The 17,968-nt window shown below is 52.0% G+C and carries 17 protein-coding genes; 8 read left to right on the top strand and 9 right to left on the bottom strand.

Annotated elements, in window-relative coordinates; all coding sequences use genetic code 11:
• The first annotated feature begins 51 nt into the window (after positions 1 to 51).
• From IAE55_RS09755 to IAE55_RS09735, 5 genes are read left to right on the top strand one after another with little or no spacing between them, the layout of a single operon-like run.
• Positions 52 to 996, top strand: a complete 945-nt coding sequence (locus IAE55_RS09755) for a nucleoside hydrolase (RefSeq protein ID WP_200631900.1) — start codon at positions 52 to 54, stop codon at positions 994 to 996.
• A 15-nt stretch (positions 997 to 1,011) separates the two neighbouring features.
• Positions 1,012 to 1,833 (top strand): ABC transporter permease, encoded by an 822-nt coding sequence (locus IAE55_RS09750; RefSeq protein WP_200631899.1) that lies wholly within the window; start codon positions 1,012 to 1,014, stop codon positions 1,831 to 1,833.
• A 4-nt stretch (positions 1,834 to 1,837) separates the two neighbouring features.
• The gene (locus IAE55_RS09745; protein ID WP_116232370.1) at positions 1,838 to 2,626 is read left to right on the top strand and encodes an ABC transporter permease; all 789 of its coding nucleotides are present in this window, start codon (positions 1,838 to 1,840) and stop codon (positions 2,624 to 2,626) included.
• Positions 2,627 to 2,642: 16 nt separating this feature from the next.
• The gene (locus IAE55_RS09740) at positions 2,643 to 3,698 is read left to right on the top strand and encodes an ABC transporter ATP-binding protein (RefSeq protein WP_105441669.1); all 1,056 of its coding nucleotides are present in this window, start codon (positions 2,643 to 2,645) and stop codon (positions 3,696 to 3,698) included.
• Positions 3,699 to 3,716: 18 nt separating this feature from the next.
• The gene (locus tag IAE55_RS09735) at positions 3,717 to 5,432 is read left to right on the top strand and encodes an adenine deaminase C-terminal domain-containing protein (protein WP_200631896.1); all 1,716 of its coding nucleotides are present in this window, start codon (positions 3,717 to 3,719) and stop codon (positions 5,430 to 5,432) included.
• Between the two features lie 144 nt (positions 5,433 to 5,576).
• On the opposite strand, the gene modB is transcribed toward IAE55_RS09735, so the two are convergent.
• A complete protein-coding gene (modB, locus tag IAE55_RS09730) occupies positions 5,577 to 6,290 on the bottom strand; it encodes a molybdate ABC transporter permease subunit (protein ID WP_200631894.1) in 714 nt (237 codons plus the stop codon).
• A 3-nt stretch (positions 6,291 to 6,293) separates the two neighbouring features.
• Positions 6,294 to 7,151, bottom strand: a complete 858-nt coding sequence (modA, locus tag IAE55_RS09725) for a molybdate ABC transporter substrate-binding protein (protein ID WP_200631890.1) — start codon at positions 7,149 to 7,151, stop codon at positions 6,294 to 6,296.
• Positions 7,152 to 7,374: 223 nt separating this feature from the next.
• Between modA and IAE55_RS09720 the strand changes: the two genes are divergently transcribed.
• Positions 7,375 to 8,328: a helix-turn-helix transcriptional regulator gene (locus IAE55_RS09720; RefSeq protein WP_200631888.1), complete on the top strand. Its 954-nt coding sequence runs from the start codon at positions 7,375 to 7,377 to the stop codon at positions 8,326 to 8,328.
• Positions 8,329 to 8,551: 223 nt separating this feature from the next.
• Here the strand turns inward: IAE55_RS09720 and IAE55_RS09715 are convergent, their stop codons facing one another.
• Entirely contained in the window at positions 8,552 to 9,772 is a 1,221-nt protein-coding gene (locus IAE55_RS09715) for an acyl-CoA dehydrogenase family protein (RefSeq protein ID WP_105441678.1), read from the bottom strand.
• 396 nt (positions 9,773 to 10,168) lie between these two features.
• On the opposite strand from IAE55_RS09715, the gene IAE55_RS09710 reads away from it, so the two are divergent.
• Entirely contained in the window at positions 10,169 to 10,558 is a 390-nt protein-coding gene (locus tag IAE55_RS09710; protein WP_076170364.1) for a MerR family transcriptional regulator, read from the top strand.
• Positions 10,559 to 10,624: 66 nt separating this feature from the next.
• Positions 10,625 to 11,452, top strand: a complete 828-nt coding sequence (locus IAE55_RS09705) for an NAD(P)-dependent oxidoreductase (RefSeq protein WP_234489419.1) — start codon at positions 10,625 to 10,627, stop codon at positions 11,450 to 11,452.
• A 140-nt stretch (positions 11,453 to 11,592) separates the two neighbouring features.
• Here IAE55_RS09705 and IAE55_RS09700 read toward each other — a convergent pair whose 3' ends face one another.
• The 6 genes from IAE55_RS09700 to IAE55_RS09675 form a co-directional block, all read right to left on the bottom strand.
• Positions 11,593 to 13,401, bottom strand: coding sequence for an ABC transporter ATP-binding protein (locus tag IAE55_RS09700; protein WP_200631886.1), 1,809 nt, complete (start codon positions 13,399 to 13,401; stop codon positions 11,593 to 11,595).
• A 13-nt stretch (positions 13,402 to 13,414) separates the two neighbouring features.
• The gene (locus IAE55_RS09695) at positions 13,415 to 13,909 is read right to left on the bottom strand and encodes a lasso peptide biosynthesis B2 protein (protein WP_200631884.1); all 495 of its coding nucleotides are present in this window, start codon (positions 13,907 to 13,909) and stop codon (positions 13,415 to 13,417) included.
• Positions 13,896 to 14,198, bottom strand: a complete 303-nt coding sequence (locus tag IAE55_RS09690; protein WP_200631882.1) for a lasso peptide biosynthesis PqqD family chaperone — start codon at positions 14,196 to 14,198, stop codon at positions 13,896 to 13,898. The genes IAE55_RS09695 and IAE55_RS09690 overlap by 14 nt, the downstream gene beginning before the upstream one ends.
• Positions 14,199 to 14,362: 164 nt before the next feature.
• Positions 14,363 to 15,361, bottom strand: coding sequence for a dTDP-glucose 4,6-dehydratase (gene rfbB, locus IAE55_RS09685; RefSeq protein WP_234489418.1), 999 nt, complete (start codon positions 15,359 to 15,361; stop codon positions 14,363 to 14,365).
• An 86-nt stretch (positions 15,362 to 15,447) separates the two neighbouring features.
• Entirely contained in the window at positions 15,448 to 16,716 is a 1,269-nt protein-coding gene (locus IAE55_RS09680; protein ID WP_145947073.1) for a hypothetical protein, read from the bottom strand.
• Between the two features lie 68 nt (positions 16,717 to 16,784).
• Complete coding sequence (locus tag IAE55_RS09675; protein WP_200631880.1) at positions 16,785 to 17,954, bottom strand: nucleotidyltransferase domain-containing protein; 1,170 nt, start codon at positions 17,952 to 17,954, stop codon at positions 16,785 to 16,787.
• Positions 17,955 to 17,968: the final 14 nt, after the last annotated feature.

Below are 17,968 nucleotides of genomic sequence, written 5' to 3'. Positions count from 1 at the left end.
CGCTGCCTGGATACAAGGCGGCACATCCTTCATTTTGAAAGGGGAATACATGTGAAGAAAGCCATCCTGGATGTCGATACCGGCATTGACGACGCGCTCGGAATTATGCTGGCTGTCCGCAGCGGCGAGCTGGACGTGCTCGGGATCTCGACAGTCAACGGCAACGTGTCACTTACGACTGCAACCCTGAACACTTGCAAAATATTGGACTTCATCAAGGCGCCGGCGTCCATCTCGGTCTATCCCGGGGCTTCCCGGCCGCTCCTGCGGGACCGTCTCTTTGAGCACCGCGTGCACGGCGAGGACGGATTGGGCGGCGCCCTCTTGGACATGCAGCCTGCCGACCGGACCGACCCGGATACGTTCGGGCCCGATTTCATCGTGGAGCAGGCCAAGCGCTATCCCGGCGAAATAACGCTGATCGCTACCGGGCCGCTCACGAATGTGGCTCTTGCACTCGCCAAGCATCCGGGCCTGGTCCACGATATCAAGGAGCTGGTCGTCATGGGCGGTGCGGTCCGTACGCACGGCAACATTACGCCGACAGCGGAATACAACATCCATGTCGATCCGGAAGCGGCGCGCCTGGTCTTTCAGGCCGGATTCCCGTCCCTGACGCTGGTCGGACTCGACGTGACGCGCAAGGCACTGCTGACCAGCGCGCACATCGACGCGCTCGGCTCCTCGGAGATCGCGGGTTACGTGCGCCAGAGCACATCGGATTACATGGAGCGCTACTATGAGCGCAACGGGGTCCGGGCCTGCGCCATGCACGACCCTTTGGCGGTCGGCGCCGCCATTTGGCCCGAACTGGTTCGGACGGAGCGTCTATACGTCGATGTGGAGACCCGGAGCGAGCTGTGCGACGGGCAGACGGTGTGCGATTTCCAAAACCGTTTGCAGCGCCAGCCGAACCTGGACGTATGCCTTGATGCCGATTCAGACGCCTTTTTGAACCGCTTTATCGCCGTGCTGCGCGGTGGATCCTACCAATAACAGGAGATTACATTCATGAAAAAGCGATACTTGTACCTGCTGCTCGCACCCGGGCTGCTGTTTCTGACCTTGTTCATGATCGTTCCGCTGATCCTCACGGTCGGCTCGACGCTGTTCAAGGACGGGAGCTTCACGTTCGGCATCTACTTGCAATTTTTCAAGGACTCGTATTTCCTTGATATTTTGGGAACGACGCTGCTCGTCAGCGTCGCGACCACCCTGCTGTGCATCCTGATCGGATTCCCGGTCGCCTACTATTTGTCCATGATGCCTCCGCGCAAAAAGGGCATTTTGCTGGCGCTGGCGATTTTCCCGCTGCTCACGAGCTCGGTCGTCCGCTCCTTCAGCTGGATGATCATTCTCGGCAAAAACGGTCTGGTCAACAATGTGCTGATCAAGCTGGGCATTATTCACGATTCGCTCAGCATTCTCTATACACCGACGGCAATGATTATCGGTCTGCTCCATCTGTTCCTTCCCTTGATTCTCATTACGCTGGTCGGGGTGCTCGAGTCCATCGACCACGATTTGGTCCGGGCGGCGCAGAGCTTGGGTGCGTCCAAGCTGACGGCTTTCCGTAAAATCGTCATCCCGCTCAGTATACCGGGATTGATCGTCGGCAGCATTCTCGTGTTTGTGGGCAGCCTGACCGCTTACACCACGCCTGCCCTGCTGGGCGGGAAAAAGCGCGTCGTCGCGACCTTCCTGTACCAGAACGCCATTACGCTGAATGACTGGCAGGCGGCTTCGGCCATTGCCACCATCATGATGATCATTACGTTCATCGTCATCGGGCTGATGAATAAAGCAGCGGCCAAATTCAATCCGAAGGGGTAGAACTATGAAGACCAAAAATCCGGGGCTCGCCCTCTTTTCCTTTATCGTTTACTTGTTCCTGCTCGGGCCGCTCCTGATCATCGCGGTGACGTCCTTCGAGCCGGGAACGGTGCTGAAATTTCCGCCGACCGGTTTTTCGCTGAAATGGTACCAGAATATTTTTGACGTGGAGATGTTCATGTCGACCTTCAAAACGTCGATCATCGTCTCGCTGCTCGGCAACGTGATCGCGATTCTGCTCGGCGTTCCGGCCGCTTACGCCTTGAACCGGGTGACGTTCCGGGGCAAAGACACGCTGAATGCGGTGTTCCTGTCCCCTCTGCTCATTCCGGGGATCGTGCTGGGCTTTACGCTGCTCAAGTACGTCGTCATCACATTCCACTTCCCGATTTATACGTCGCTCCTGATCGGCCATACGATCATTATGCTGCCGTTTATTATCCGGGTCATCGGCTCCAGCCTCGCCAACTTCGATTTCGCGGTCGAGGAAGCGGCGCTCAGCCTTGGATCCAGCCGGCTTGCGACCTTTTTCAAAGTCGTCCTGCCGAACATTAAATCCGGCATCATCGCTTCGGTGCTGCTCGCGTTCCTCGAATCGTTCAACAACGTGGATATTTCGCTGTTTATGACCGGTCCGGGCGTCAGCACGCTGCCGATCCAAATGCTGACCTACGTCGAAAACTATTTTGACCCGACCATCGCAGCCATCTCGGTCCTGCTCATGCTGATCACGGCCGTGTTCATGTTCGTCATCGAAAGGCTGCTCGGACTAACCTATTTCACCAAACAATAACGAAAGGCGTGAGACGATGGCACTACTACAACTTGAAAACGTATCGGTCGCCTATGACCAGCAGTATATTCTGAAAGACTTCAACCTTTCCATTGAGAAAGGCCACCTGATCTCCCTGCTGGGTCCCAGCGGATGCGGCAAAACGACCACCCTTCGGCTCATCGCCGGCTTCCTCGAAGCGACGGACGGAGCCTTCAAATTCAGCGGCAAGGACTATACGCGCGTGCCGATCAACAAGCGGAATTTCGGCTTCGTTTTCCAGAGCTACGCCTTGTTCCCGCACCTGTCTGTGTTTGACAACGTCGCCTTCGGACTGCGCCAGCGCAAAGTCAAGGAGGACGAGATCAAGAAGCGGGTCATGAACATGCTGGAGATCGTCAACCTCGGCGGATTTGAAAAAAGATTCCCGCAGGCGCTCTCCGGCGGCCAGAAGCAGCGCGTCGCCATCGCACGGGCCCTCGTCATTGAGCCGGATTTGCTCCTGTTCGATGAGCCGCTCTCCAATCTGGACGCTAACCTCAGGGTGAACATGCGCGTGGAAATCCGCCGCATCCAGCAGGAGCTCGGCATCACGACCGTCTACGTATCCCACGACCAGGAGGAGTGCTTCTCCATTTCGGACCGGGTCGCCGTCATGAACAAAGGGATCATCGAGCAGCTGGATCAGCCGTCGGTCATTTTCCAGTATCCGAAATCCGAATTCGTCGCCCGCTTCATCGGCTTCAACAACTTCATCCATTTTGACGAGCGGGACAGCGAAGGCTCCTTCTTCACCCTGCGCAAGGGAGACTACCACTTCCATGCCGCCAAGGCCGACGGTATGCCTGTCACCATGAAGGGCGCCATCCGTCCCGACGACCTCATTGCCGGTACGCTGCAGGAGATCAATCCCGGCGACAACGTACTGACCGGCAAGGTCAAAGTCAGCACGTATCTTGGACGCAGCTACCAATACGTCGTCGATACGCCGCTGGGCGAATTTACAGTCAACCAGGAAATGCAGCAGCCCTATGCGAACGGGCAGGAAATCCGTCTGTTGTTTCCATCGGATAAGCTCGTTCTTGTCGAATAACCATAGGGGGAACAACGTATGCAAGCAGATTTGCTATTTCTTCAAGCCAAGGTGTACAACAGTTACTTTAAGCAGTGGTCTATAAACAACGTCGCCGTCAAGGACGGCAAGTTTTTCTATATCGGCCTGAGGGGCGAAGATACGTTCCAGGCCAAGCAGGTCATTAACGCGGAGGGACTCTATATGGTCCCTGGCTTCATCGATATCCATCTGCACATCGAAAGCACCATGGTGACGCCTGAATCCTTCTCGGCGGGTCTCCTGCGAAACGGCGTCACCACGATCGTACCCGAGCCGCATGAGATGGCTAACGTGTTCGGCCTCGACGGCGTTCTCGAGATGATCAAGGCGAGCCGAAACTGTCCGGTGGACATGTTCTATGCCATTCCGAGCTCGGTCCCGTCCACCTCGATGGAAACGACGGGCGGATCGATCGAAATCGAGGACATGGATGCCCTCCTGTCCACAGGGGACGTCATCTGCCTCGGCGAGATCATGAACTACGTCGACATCATTACCGACCCGGACTGCAAAACGAACCGCATCCTGGAGCATATCCGCTCGCATTATCCAGAGCTCGTCATCGAAGGCCACGTGCCGAAGCTGCTGGATCTGGACCTGCAGCGCGTCATTTACGCGGGCGTCAACTCGGACCATACGCATCAGACACTGCAGGGTCTAGAGGAGCGGATTGCGGCCGGCATGTTCATTGAAATCCAGGAGAAGTCGATGACGCCGGAAGTGATGGACTACCTGATCCGCCACGACGTTTCCGAGCATTTCTGCTTCGTGACCGATGACGTCATGGCGGATTCGTTCCGCGCCCGCGGCCATCTGAACCAGATCGTCCGCAAGGCCATCAGCATGGGGATGTCTCCGGAGCGGGCGATCTACGCCGCGACCTTCTCCCCGTCCCGCCGCATGCGGATGTACGATCGGGGCTCCATCGCACCGGGCAAAATCGCCGACTTCCAGCTGATCTCGGATTTGTCCGAGCTGAAGCTGGAGTCGGTGTACAAAAACGGCGCGGAAATGTACTCCGCGGCCAAAGCCTTTGAGCCGCAGTCGAGCGGCTACCGATTCCCGGAGCACTTCTACCACAGCGTCCAGCTGGACGAGCTGAGCACCGCCGATTTTGAAGCGGCGGCCGGCGTAGAGGACGGCATCTACCGGTGCCGGGTGATGACGATCCAGGACGGCTCGACCTTCACCAAGGAGAGCCAGGTGGACGTGCCGGCCGCGAATGGCCGGCTGCTGTGGGAGGACAGCGGCTGCGGCATGATCGCCACATTTGAACGGTACGGCAAAGGACGCCAAAAAGCGTTCGGCTTCATCGCAGGCGATACGATCCAGCGCGGCGCCGTGGCGACGACCTACTCCCACGACAACCACAACCTGCTGGTGATCGGCCACAACGTCGAGGACATGGTCCTCGCCGCAAACACCGTCATCCGCCAGCAGGGCGGCTTCTGCGTCACCCTGGACGGTGAGATCAAAGCCAACATGCACCTGCCGGTCGGCGGCATCCTTACCGAGGATCCGCTCGATTTGGCCGCCGAGTCCGTCCAGCAGGTGCGCGAGGCGATGGAAGAGCTCGGGTACAAGCACTACAACCCGATCATGTCGATCGCCACGCATTCCCTGCCGGTGAGCCCATACCTCAAAATCACCGATCATGGGCTGATCGACGTCAACGCCGGCAAAGTCGTACCGCTCATTATTGAGCAGGTGTAAGTTACTGGCCAGGTATAACATTTAACCGTTAGGTTGGATCGCCGTATATATCACAAAGGGCTGTCCCCGCCATTTTGGAGTGGGACAGCCCTTTTTTTGTATGACAAAATCGATCAAGCTGAATAAGCCCTATCTTCGCCTCCGTTATCCCCGGCTTTCCCTCGATACCTCTGTGCCCCCTCGCGGCCGCTCTTCTCCCGGTGCTTTCCTTCCGGTCAGCAGCAGCATGACAAAAGACATCGCGACGATCGCCAGCGTCCACGCCCAGGCCATCGGCATGTTGCCGGCGTCGACCGCCACGTAAATGGCCGTCGGGACCGTCTGCGTCTTGCCGGGAATGTTCCCGGCAACCATAAGCGTCGCTCCGAACTCGCCGAGCGCCCTGGCAAACCCGAGCACGAGCGCGGTCAGCAGCGAGGAGTAAGTGAGCGGCAGCGTAATGGAACGGAACACCCTCCACTCGCCTGCCCCGTCGGAGCGGGCTGCCTTTTCCAGATCCGGATCAACGGCGGCAAGGCCGTTCTTCATCGTCTGATAGACGAGCGGGAATGCGACGACGATGGTCGCCACAACAGCGGCCCACCAGGAAAAAATAATCGGCGCATCCCACAGCCATTCGATCAGCTGCCCCACCCAACTGCGGCGGCCAAGCAGCATCAGCAGCAGAAACCCCACCACGGTCGGCGGCAGGACCAGCGGCAGCATGAACAGCGTCTCCAGAACGATTTTTCCCGGGAAATGATGCCTTGCCATCCACCAGGCAGCTCCCGTACCCAGGATGATCACGATCAGACTCGAGAGCAGGGCAACCTGTAAGGACAGTCTGACCGGATCCCAAAACGCCTGCCAGTCCATCATCTGTTAACCCTGCTGCGGCACGGAAAATCCGTATTTTTTAAAAGTTTCCAATGCCGTATCCGTCTGGAGGTACTCGTAAAAATCCACCGCCTCCTGGCTGTGCTTCGTCGCCTTAACGATTCCGACCGGGTAAACGATCGGCGTATAGGCAGACGGGTCGACAGTAAACGCCACTTTGACCTGATCCGAAGTCAATGCATCCGTTTTATACACAAAACCCGCATCCGCATTGCCAGTTTCCACGTACTGCAGCACCTGTCGCACGTCCTTGGCCTGCACCAGCTTCGACTGGAGCGTGTCCCACAGCTTAGCGTTCGTCAATGCTTCCTTGGCGTAGTTCCCTGCCGGAACGCTTTCCGGAATGCCGATGGCGATTTTTTTCAAGCCGGTTCCTTTCAGGTCCTCCATGCCCGAGACTTGAGCCGGTTCTTTGGCGTTCACCACGGCCACAAGCTCATTGGCGAGAAGGTCTTTCTCATGCGAAGAATCGATGAGCTGCTTGTCCTCCAGCGCCTTCATGTTCTTCACGGCAGCCGAGAGGAACAGATCCGCCGGTGCGCCCTGCTCGATCTGCTGCTGCAGCGCCCCCGAAGCGCCAAAGTTAAAGTTCAGTTTGACGTTCGCATGCTCCGCCTCGTACGCTTGTTGAATCTCCTGCAGCGCATCCGTCATGCTGGCCGCAGCAGAGATCGTCAGTTCTACCTGCTGCGCAGCCTCTCTATTAGAAGTTTCCGCAGCGGCTCCTGAGTCAGCCGATTTCGGGTTTGCAGCCGAACCGGAATTCGATCCGCAGCCTGCCAGCATCAGAACGAATGCGGCGAGGATCAGCCAAACACCTGGTTTCATACCCCTTTTGATCATCCGTAATCTCCAATCCGTAATCGTTATATTTAGTTATAATTAGATATAATTGATTATATCCAGTGGGCCGCGAGGTTGTAAATACGGTTTGCACAAATTTCACATCCGGGTGTGATACAATAGAAGACACTGTGTTCACAGGGTTCAGACCTAAGCCATTACAAGAAAAGATAACATATAACGAAACGTTCAGCGAAACATACAACGTACAAGGAGGAAGCTCATGTCCAGCGACATTTCGTATACGACCGAGGAAATTGCCAAGCTCCTGAAAATATCCAAGCTCACCGTCTACGACCTGATCAAAAAAGGCGAGCTGCCTTCGTATCGGGTGGGCAAGCAAATGCGCGTCGATGCCGCGGATTTGGAAGCCTACAAGCAAAGGGCCAAAGGACTGCAGGCGGCCGAACACCGCCCGGCTCCGGCGGAACCGGTTTCCTTTCAACCCGCAGCTGTCGGTACCGGCGGAACCCGTTCGGTAGTCATTACGGGGCAGGATATCAGCCTTGACATTCTCGTTAAGCATATGGAAAAGCATACGCCCGGCATCCGTCCGCTCCGCGCATATGTCGGGAGTCTGGACAGCCTGATTGCGATGTACCGTGGAGAGTCCGACATCGTGAGCACCCATCTGCTCGACGGCGATACCGGCGAATACAATTTGCCGTACATTAAGCGGATTTTGGTCGGCTTTCCATATCTGGTCGTCAACCTGCTATCCCGAAAGGCGGGACTCTATGTCCAAAAAGGGAATCCCCTTGGGCTAAAAGACTGGGCCGATCTGTCCCGCACGGGGCTTAGGCTCGTCAACCGCGAAAAAGGGTCGGGTGCCCGCGTTCTGCTGGATGAACAGCTGCGGCTGCACGGGATCCGGCGGGATCAGCTGCAGGGCTACGGCGAGGAGCAGACCAATCATATTGCGGTCGCCGGCACGGTAGCCGCCGGGGAGGCTGATGTCGGGGTTGGCATCGAAAAGGCGGCAGCAATCGTAGGCGGCGTTGATTTTATCCCGCTGATCGAGGAACGCTACGACCTGGTTGTGCTCAAATCGGCGGAAAATATGCCTTGGATCGAGTCGCTGATGGGCATTTTGCGTTCGGAGGAGTTTCGCCGCGAGCTGCAGAGCATCGCAGGGTATGATCTGTCCCGTACCGGAGAGATCTTGCTTGAGACATAGACGTATATTGCGGAAACGGCTCCGTATCACCCGGTGCCCCCTCAAATCGAGGAGAGCACCCATTGCCGTTGCCGTTCATTAGAGGGTAGAAGTTCAATCTCGCAAAAAAAGAAAAAGGCAGCCGGAATCATTCCGACTGCCTTTTCTGCTGTTTCGAAGTCCTGCGATTCTACGAGCACGAGCCTACGAGCCGATTCTACGAGCATGAGCCTACGAGTCGATCTTACCGGTTGGTTCCGGTACTCCCTTCTCCGGCCCCGGATACGTCCGCGATCGCCCGGCGGGCGAGCATCGATGTGACCGTATCGTCCATCGGCGGGTTGTGCAGACCCGCCCGCACGTCGCGGTACATCCGCTCCAGCGGAAGCTGGCGCGACAGGCTGGCCCCGCCCACAATCCGCATCGCCAGATCGACGATGCGCAGGGCCGCATGGGTCGCCGTCGTCTTCACGAGCCCGAGATCGGGCCTCATGCCCGGCCGCAGCTCCGGGTGGCGGTCCCAGCGGTCCGCCACACTGTACATGAGCGTGCGGGCGGTGATCAGCTCGGACTCCATCTCCCCGATCTTCTGCTGAATATGCGGCAGGTCGGCAATGGGCCCCGGCAGGCTGTTTGGCCGGTAATTGGCGGCGTAACGCACCGCAAAATCCCGGGCAGCCCAGGCGATGCCGATATAACATGCCGGGATATGCAGCAGCGCCCCTCCGTGATCGGACATCTTACCTGCCGGCTGTCCTCCTAAAGGATCCTCACTATCGATCCGTTCCCCGTCCGGCACGAACACCTCTTCCATCACCAGGTCGTGGCTGCCGGTCGCCCGCATGCCCATCGTATTCCACGTTTCGTCAATGCTGACACCTGGACCCTTCCGCACCAAAAACGTTCCGGTCTTGTCTTCTTCCTCCACAAATGCAGTGACCGTAAACTGATCCAGCACCGGAATGAGCGAGCTGAACGTTTTGCGACCAGTCAGCAGCCAGCCCCCTTCCGTACGCTCCGCTTTCGTTCCCGGACGGCCGCCCCGGCTCGGACTGCCGGTCGACGGTTCGCTGGCAAACTGGTTGATCATCGCCCCATCATGGACGATTTGCCTGCAGAAGTCGGCATACAGCTCGCGCGGCCACGACTGGCCGATGCGCATCTGCAGTACCTGGCTCACATGCCAGCCGACCGCGAGCGTCGTCGAGCCGTCCCCTTTTCCCAACCGTTCCTGGGCAAGGATCATTTCGTACAACGACGCTTCCTCACCGCCAAACTCCGCCGGCACCGTCAGCTTTAAATAACCCGACTCCTTCAGGTCAGCAAAATTTTCAAACGGGAACGATCCTTCCCGATCATGTTCCGCAGCCCTCTCCGCAAATACCGCCGCAAGCCGCTCGGACCTGGACGCGATCTCGGCCTCCCGATTATTTCGTATAAACGGATCCGTTTGCATGGAATTCATCCTGCACTCTCCCCTCGCCTGTATCTTTTCTCCTAACGAAATCAGTAAGCATCAAAATGGACGCCTGTATACTGACTTCCCAAGAAAACCAACCCGCCAAACGCGGTCTGTCTTCTGTCAGGTTATTTCGAAAGATGTTTTCTTCATTGTATAATGCGGGGGCTGTGTTGTCCAAAGCGGAACCTGTTCCTTTTAATAAAAGGTTGAACGAATAAGCTTTGATGCCTCATGGGCCGGTTAAAGGCAACCTGTGACCTATTTTGCGTTTGTTTTGCAATCATTTTGCTCAACACCGCACAGAATGCAGCCGGCAAAATATGCGTACGCGCTTTACAAAGCCGGATTAAGATGATATTTTATAAACACGACGTTAACGTCATGTTTGGAGGGCAAGATATGAAGGATCGCATGCGCATAGGGGATTTATCGGAACGTGCGGGGGTTACTCAGCGAACGGTTCGATATTACGAAAAAATGGGGCTGATCCCTCCAGGCGAGCGTGAAGGCAATGGGCAGCATTACTATACAGATGAGACCGTTGCCCGGCTGCGCAAAATCGACCAATTAAAGAAGCTTGGGCTCAGCTTGGAGGAAATACGGGACGTGATCGATCTGTATTTCATGGACCCCAGTGGTGTACAACCTAAACAGAAAGTGCTCGGCATTTTGAAGCAGCACCTCGCAGAGACGGATCAGAAGATCGAGGGGTTACAACAGTTCCGGACCGATTTGCTGACCCATATCGACCGCTTTGAGCAATGGCTCAAGGACGCAGAGCAGCATTAATTTTTTTTACCACAAACATGACGTTAACGTAATGTTTATAACATTCGCATTTCAAGGAGGATAAACATGATGAACGAGACGATCGGATTTATCGGACTTGGCAGCCTAGGTCTGCCGCTGGCTAACAATCTCCTCGATGCAGGGTATCCTTTGGTGGTGCATAACAGGACGGCCAGCAAAGCCGAACCTTTGATTGCCCAAGGCGCCCGGCTGGCATCCAGACCCGACGAGGCCGTTGCCGCTGGGGGAATCGTCGTCACCATTTTGTGGGATGATGCGTCCGTGGAGAGCATCGTCATGAGCGATAGCTTTTTAGAGAAGCTTGGTAAAGGGGGAATTCATATCTCGATGAGCACGATATCGCCGGATACATCCAAAAAGCTTGCAGCTGTTCACGCAGAGCATGGCAGCACCCTGGTCGAAGCCCCTATTTTTGGAGTCCCGGAGGCTGCAGCAGCACGTCAGCTCTCCATCCCCATGGCTGGACCTCAGCAGGCTAAAGACCGCGTCCGCCCGGTTTTGGAGGCTATGGGAGGGCTGAATATTTTCGATTTTGGTGAAAAAGCCGGGGCAGCGAATCAAGTGAAACTGGTTGGAAACTTCATGATTACTTCCGCCGTGTACACCATTCGGGAAGCTCTCTCGATGGTCGAAAAGAGCGGTGGCGATCCCAAGCCCGTGATGGATATGCTGACCCAAACGCTGTTTAACGCCCCGATTTATAAGCGTTACGGCCAGATGGCTGCCGAGAACATGGATCATCTCTTTACCCAAAGCCATATTCCGTTAAAGGACGTGGGCATTTTTAAACAAGCGTCACAGCGGGCCGGGGCCCCCGCACCTTTATCGAATCTGTTGTATGACCTGTTAAGCAGCGAGCATAAACAAGGATAATATCGATAAAATCGTACCCATATACGGTTCATGAGAAAAAGGAGTATGCATGCGGTTCCGTTCGAAACCATCTCACATGAAATAAAACAGCAGCCCCCGCAGAAGCGCGAACGCCTCCCGGGGGCTGCTTTTCATCCGAATCATACCTGCATTTGAGCCCCGCTCTGGTAGCTCAGCAGTTTGCTGAAGGAACCTTTGCTCTCCTGAGAGAGCTGCAAATAACCGCCCTGCTGAATCACCTCGCCCTGCTCCATCACGATCACATGGTCCGCGTTCCGGATGGTGGACAGCCGGTGGGCGATCACGATCATCGTCATGCTTCCTTTGAGGCGTTCCAGCGCCTGCTGGATCAGAAGCTCATTTTCACTGTCGAGCGCGCTGGTCGCTTCGTCCAGGACAAGGATGCTCGGCCGCTTCAAAATCGCGCGGGCCAGCACCAGCCGCTGGCGCTCTCCGCCCGACAAGCGAACGCCCCGGTCCCCGATGACCGTGTCCAATCCTTGCGGCAGCTTGCGGACGAACTCGGCCGAGGCCGAGAACTCCAGCGCCTGCCATAGATCGTCATCCTGCGCATTGGGGTCCACCAGCTGCAAATTGTAGCGGATGCTCTCGTTGAACAGGAAAGGATCCTGCGCTACGTATCCGATCGAGCCGCGCAGCGCCAGCAGCTGGCGTTCACGCTGGAGCGAAACTCCGTCCGCCCGCACTTCTCCCTCTTCGGGATGGATCAGCCCCATCAGCAGGTCGACCAGGGTGCTTTTCCCTGCGCCGGATTTCCCGACGATAGCGGTCATGCGGTTAGCCGGAATATGGACATTGATATCGCGCAGCGCGTATTGCGGCTCCTTGGGGTTGTACCGGTAGCTGACATGGGTGCAGCTGATTCCGTCTACCAAGGCAAGCTTCGAAGCCCCTACTTCTTCCGGGCTGATCAGCTCCTGCTCGGCTTCGTATTCCTGCTGCAGCTTTCGCATGTCATGAAACGCCGGCAGATTCGAGCTGAGCTGCTCCATATTCGACTGAATGCCGATAAACCTCGGCCACAGCCGGGTAAAAATGAGCACAACCATAATCAGCTGCTCCGGGGGAGTATGCAGTACCGATATCGCCACGTACATAAATGCCGCGATCAGCACGACGGAGGACAGGCGGTAAATAACCTGCGACATGGAGTTCACCCGGCCGAACTCGAGGAAGTTATGCTCCATTTGATCGGTCAGCTTACGGAACCAATGGATGTGGGACGCCTCCAGCCGGTTGCTTTTGATATCCTTAATGCCGCCGAAATGGTCGCTGATTCCTGCAAAATAATGCTTGGACAGCTCGGTGGTCTCCTCGCCGATCCTCTTGGACCTGCGCACGAACCTCCGTGCGAACAGAGCAAGCACACCCCCGCTGACCAGCACCATCACAGTCAATGCCGGCGACAGCCACAGGGCCAGGGCAATCTGAAGCACGGTAAAGATCAGCGACGTCACCATCTGCAAAAATAATGTCGTGCCGTAATTGACCCGCCCCAGCTCGTTGGACATCACGTGGTTGAAATCCGATCGGCGTTTGCGCAGGTAAAACTCCCACTTGGCCCGCAGCAGCCCTTCATACGTCTCGGTCCGCAGCGTCCGGATAAAGGATTGAATAATCCTTGCGTTCAGGAGGGTCTGGCTTCGCTGCAGTAGCGCTTGTCCACCCAAGATGAGGACATAGGCCGCCAGGACCAGCGGCAGGCTTAGCTGCAGGGACCAGGAATGGATCAGCCCGGTAAGCGGGGCCAAAAACGGCAAGCTCCCCGAATCCATTTGCAGCAGGCCGATCATGCCCAGCAGCGGGACGATCAAATACATGCCGATGCCGTCCAATAGGCTGATGAGAAGGGTCATGGACATGTTCAGGTACAGTTTGCCTCCGGCGACCCGCTGGATTTTGCGAATATAGTAGAATAAATCCTTCATTGTACGTAGCTCCTTATCCGGATTGCCGCGTCATGAGCCCGGCCTCTCGGTCCGCTGCCGCCCCGTTTCCGAAAATGCCCACAACCGTATACTTCTCGTGTCCTTCCCTTCCCGTCACGATGTACGACCCGCAGCGCAGCCAGGCGTGAGCCGCCAGCCGCCCCTGCTCGTCCCTGCCGCTTCCCAAATACAGCGTGCTCGACAGGCCGCGGCGCTCCAGCATTTTCATGGCGGCGATCGCCTTGACCAGACATTGGCTCTCCCACCACGTGTACCGGCTAATCCCGTGAACGGCTTTGGAGACTTGGCGGATGGTCATCAGTTCCTGTCGGCTAAGCTCCTCCTCCGGAGTCTCCTTCATATAGCCCCCCAGGGAAGGCGCGACTTTGGCGAACGGGAGTGCCTTCAGCACTCTTCCCCATGCCAGGAGCACGTAGGCTTCGGCATACATCATCTTCTGGGCCCATGGAAAACGGACAAAAGCGCGCAGCTGCCTAATCCAGCTCATGCCCGCTTCTCACCTGGATCAGGCCTTCGGCCGCAAGCTTGTTCAGAAACGGATGCACCTGCTGCTCGCAGGCTTCCGGCCCGATATCATACTCTTCGACCAATTGGCCCACCAGATCCGTCAGGCTGGTCGGTGCAGCAATCAGCTCCCAGATCCGCCCGCCGATCTGCCCCAGGTTGTAATACTTTCCGGTCTCGATACTCAGCATGACTTTCTCCCCATCCATGTCACTGACGAGATAGCCGGGGGATTGGGAGATGATGTTGGCTGCAATGAGCTCTGTGTTCATAGAAAGACCCTCCTTAACTCGATTTAAGTTACATTTTGTATCAATATTATCAAATTATCGTGTCAAATTGTATACATTTTTGTTCTAAAATGAATTTCGAGGAGTTTTGAAGTCTCTAAGGGGAAAAGAATGATACGATAGGTCTATCATCGTTCAACCGTTGTTCAAAGGATCTTGGCTTGATTCATAGAAGGAGTCCACCAGTCTATATGTTCTAAGTACCAGTTGATTGTTTGCTGCAATCCCTCCAAAAAAATAAACTGAGGTTTCCACCCCAGTTCATTCATAATTTTAGCTGGATTGTTAGCATATCGGTAATCTTGCCCCGGTCTGTCTGCAACAAATTCAATGAGATGTTCAGGCCTGCCTAGAATCTCCAATATCAAACGCACAACATCAATTGTTCTTTTTTCTTGCCTTGAACCGATGTTATATACCTCTCCACGATGGCCATAGTGTAGGACCATGTCAATAGCCGCATTGTTATCTTTAACGAAGACCCAGTCTCGAATACTCCGGCCTTCCCCATGTATAGGAATGCTTCTGTTATGATATGCATTCATTATCACCAATGGTATAAGTTTCTCCGGATGCTGTGATGGACCATAGGTGTTTCCGAACCTTACAATATTAAAAGGAAGACCATATGTATTGCTGTAAGCACGAATTAACATATCTGCACTCGCCTTACTAGCGGAATATGGATTATTGGGAGCAATCTCTGACTTTTCAGTAAAATACCCAGTATCATCTAGTGAACCATATACTTCATCGGTTGAGATTTGCAAAAACAATTTAATATCGTTCCTGACAGCCGCGTCTAATAAAGATTGTGTACCATTGATATTCGTTGAAACAAAAGTTAATGGATCTATAATGCTGCGATCAACATGAGATTCTGCTGCGAAATTGATAATGATATCGATATTGTAGTCTTCCACAATAGAATGAACCAAAGTTCGATCGCAAATATCCCCCTGGATAAAAGTATAGTTTTTATAATTCAGAAAATTTTGTAGATTCTTTAAATTAGCTGAATATGTCAGCTTATCCAAGTTTACAAACATATATGAAGGATATTTGGAAAGCATAAGCTGAAGAAAATTACTCCCTACGAAGCCAGCCCCTCCGGTAATTAATATAGTGGGACTTCCCTTTTTCAACCACTGTTCACCTCAGTTCATAGTAATTATCTCTGAAAATAAGTTGGAATTGATCCAGCCTATCAGTTGCTTGAATATTCCATTTTCTAAGAATTTTCCTTTATCCTTATCTCTGGATTAGGAAGCGATAATTTTGGCACTAGTTTGTTGTAATTTGAATTATTTATTAACTTCTTTTTATTATTCTGTATATCTTGTTTAGCATATATTGGATGAAGAGCCATCATCATAACATATACTAATGGTGCATCTAATATTGGTTGTGATGTTAAGGAGGTAATTAACAATGGAGACACAGAAAGGAAGTAACTTCGCTTGTTTTGAACAAAGATCATCGGTATTAGATACGTTAGTATGGCAAGTAAGAATCCTTGGATTCCAATCATCGAAGACGCAGCAACTAAGTTAATACCAGAATTATTGAAACCCGTAGCATTATAAAGACCTATACCAAGAGGATTTTCTTTTAACGAGTTCAAACTATTTTCAACAGCGATATATCTATCAGAAATTGAAGCCCCATGAGTATCCATTTTAGCGTTTACTCCAATGAAAGGTGTATAAAAAATCGCTAAATACGCAAAAATCACGAAAATAGCTGCCCTTATTAATTTTTTATTTAGAATAAAACTAATTACCAGGTTTATAAATAACACGGCAACTCCTGCCGTAGAGAAAGATGCCAATATCCCCAAAAACAAGGTTACTTTAACCCACGGTTTATTCATGTTAACCCTCTTCAAATTAAACAAAGACCATATCATAAACATTTGCAGGATTCCAGATTCTCTAAAGAGCCCTAAAAGTCTTGGTAATTTAAATCCATTTTCGCCAACAGACATAAAGCTGTACAATATTGTAAATGGAAAATATGTGTTTCCAGTACCTTCATATCCCTTGATATTAAGTTTGAAAAGTTGCAATGAATTTAGAGGTATAAAGATGGACAATAGTAATGTTATATAATAAGAAAAAACAAATAAAAGTAAAATTTTTATAAACCAGCGAAAAAAAGTAATATTTGATTCCTCATTACTAAGTATAATTCCAAAAGATATAACTATTGCAATATGTGCAATTAACGCTTTTAAGACAAAATCCAGGTTATTGTTTGAATTAACCAATACTACATGTAGAGATAAAAGGGTAAACAATAAGCTTGTCATTATGATTACTGATAAATTTTGAGAACTAATCTTTACGGGAAGTCCCTTACCCTTTTGCTGATGAAGATGCAAAAGAAGGGTGAATAGAGATACGGCAATTCCAATCGCTGTAAACTGTTGGCCAAATGCTGATGGTCTAATTAGAAAACAAGTTAGCAACATTAATCCAATTTTAAGGTAAAACCCCACATTATCACTCCGATACAATTATAGTAGAGGTCTTAAAACCTATTATTATACCTAGGAAACAAATGGTACTACTCTACCGCTTTTTGTTGTTTTTTCATTTTCCTGATAAGCCATAGCATTGGCCTTAAAGGAAAATAAAGAAAGTGAAGTGTTTTCGGCAATCTCAACAAATTCATATCTAACGAATCTGGATGAAATCTGCTGATAAGAAACTTAATTTTCTGGGATTTCGTCTTTAAAGAAAGTTGGTATCTTACAGAAGGTTCTGAATATTCCAAAATAACCTTGTCTTTAATAAACGCGAATGCAGATATTGCTATTTGACGAGCATGTTCACTATTCGTCAATTGATTTAATTTATTTGTTAGTGGAGTTCGCAATAATTCAGATGATAGAATTAACGCCTGCCCTGCAAGTTGCTTAGTTTTATATTTATTTAAAAGAGAAACTAATTTGTCTTCATTTACTCCCTTTAAGAGCATTCTATCTATATCGACTAGCCATCTTAATCGAAACCATCCGTGGCGTGCTCCGTGAGTCACCAAATATAAAAATAAATCCTCTGTACCAAGAAAAAACACCGGCGTCTTTGTTAATGAGCTGACTCTTTTTCTGTTCCATAATTCTTCAAATTTTGGCTCGTTCCCAGAATCATGGCTCAATCTCCAATGAATTTCAATTTGTGTAGCTTTTTGGGGATGAATACATGCAATATGATGCCACCGCCATTTCCATTCGTTTAAAATAGGCGGTAAATCACTTTTAAAAACATAGCCAAGGTTTATTAATTGATTTTTAACATGTTCAAGATCATCAATAGAGATAAGAATATCTATATCTTTAGATGTACGAAGAGATAAATCTCCATAAAGGCTTTCAGATAATACAGGCCCTTTAAGTACCAGTGCACGAAGCCCATTATCCACTAATTTTTTTATAACACGTTCCATTTCTACACATAAATGAAGCATATGAAATGTATTCTGTTGATATTTCACCTGAAGAGCATTAACCACTTCCATTGGAATATTACTATCTATGAGTTTATTCAATTGAACGTAAACTAGAGGGTATAGCCGATGGTGGTTCACAAGATCAAGGAATAAGTCCCAGTTTAAATTTGTGATATCGAATGTTGATATAGACGAATCCCTTGTTTCTCCAACCAGTAATAGCAACAAACGTAGTTCTTCAGGTAAGGAACTTGAACTTGTATTCAACACGTATTGATTAACCATAATTCCCCTTTTTG

Origin of the sequence: Paenibacillus sp. S28 (assembly GCF_016624415.1) — a bacterium.
In the GTDB taxonomy this organism is placed as follows: domain Bacteria; phylum Bacillota; class Bacilli; order Paenibacillales; family Paenibacillaceae; genus Paenibacillus_AQ; species Paenibacillus_AQ favisporus.
The sequence above is the reverse complement of the archived record's forward strand: the minus strand, read 5'-3'. Positions and strand labels throughout refer to the sequence as shown.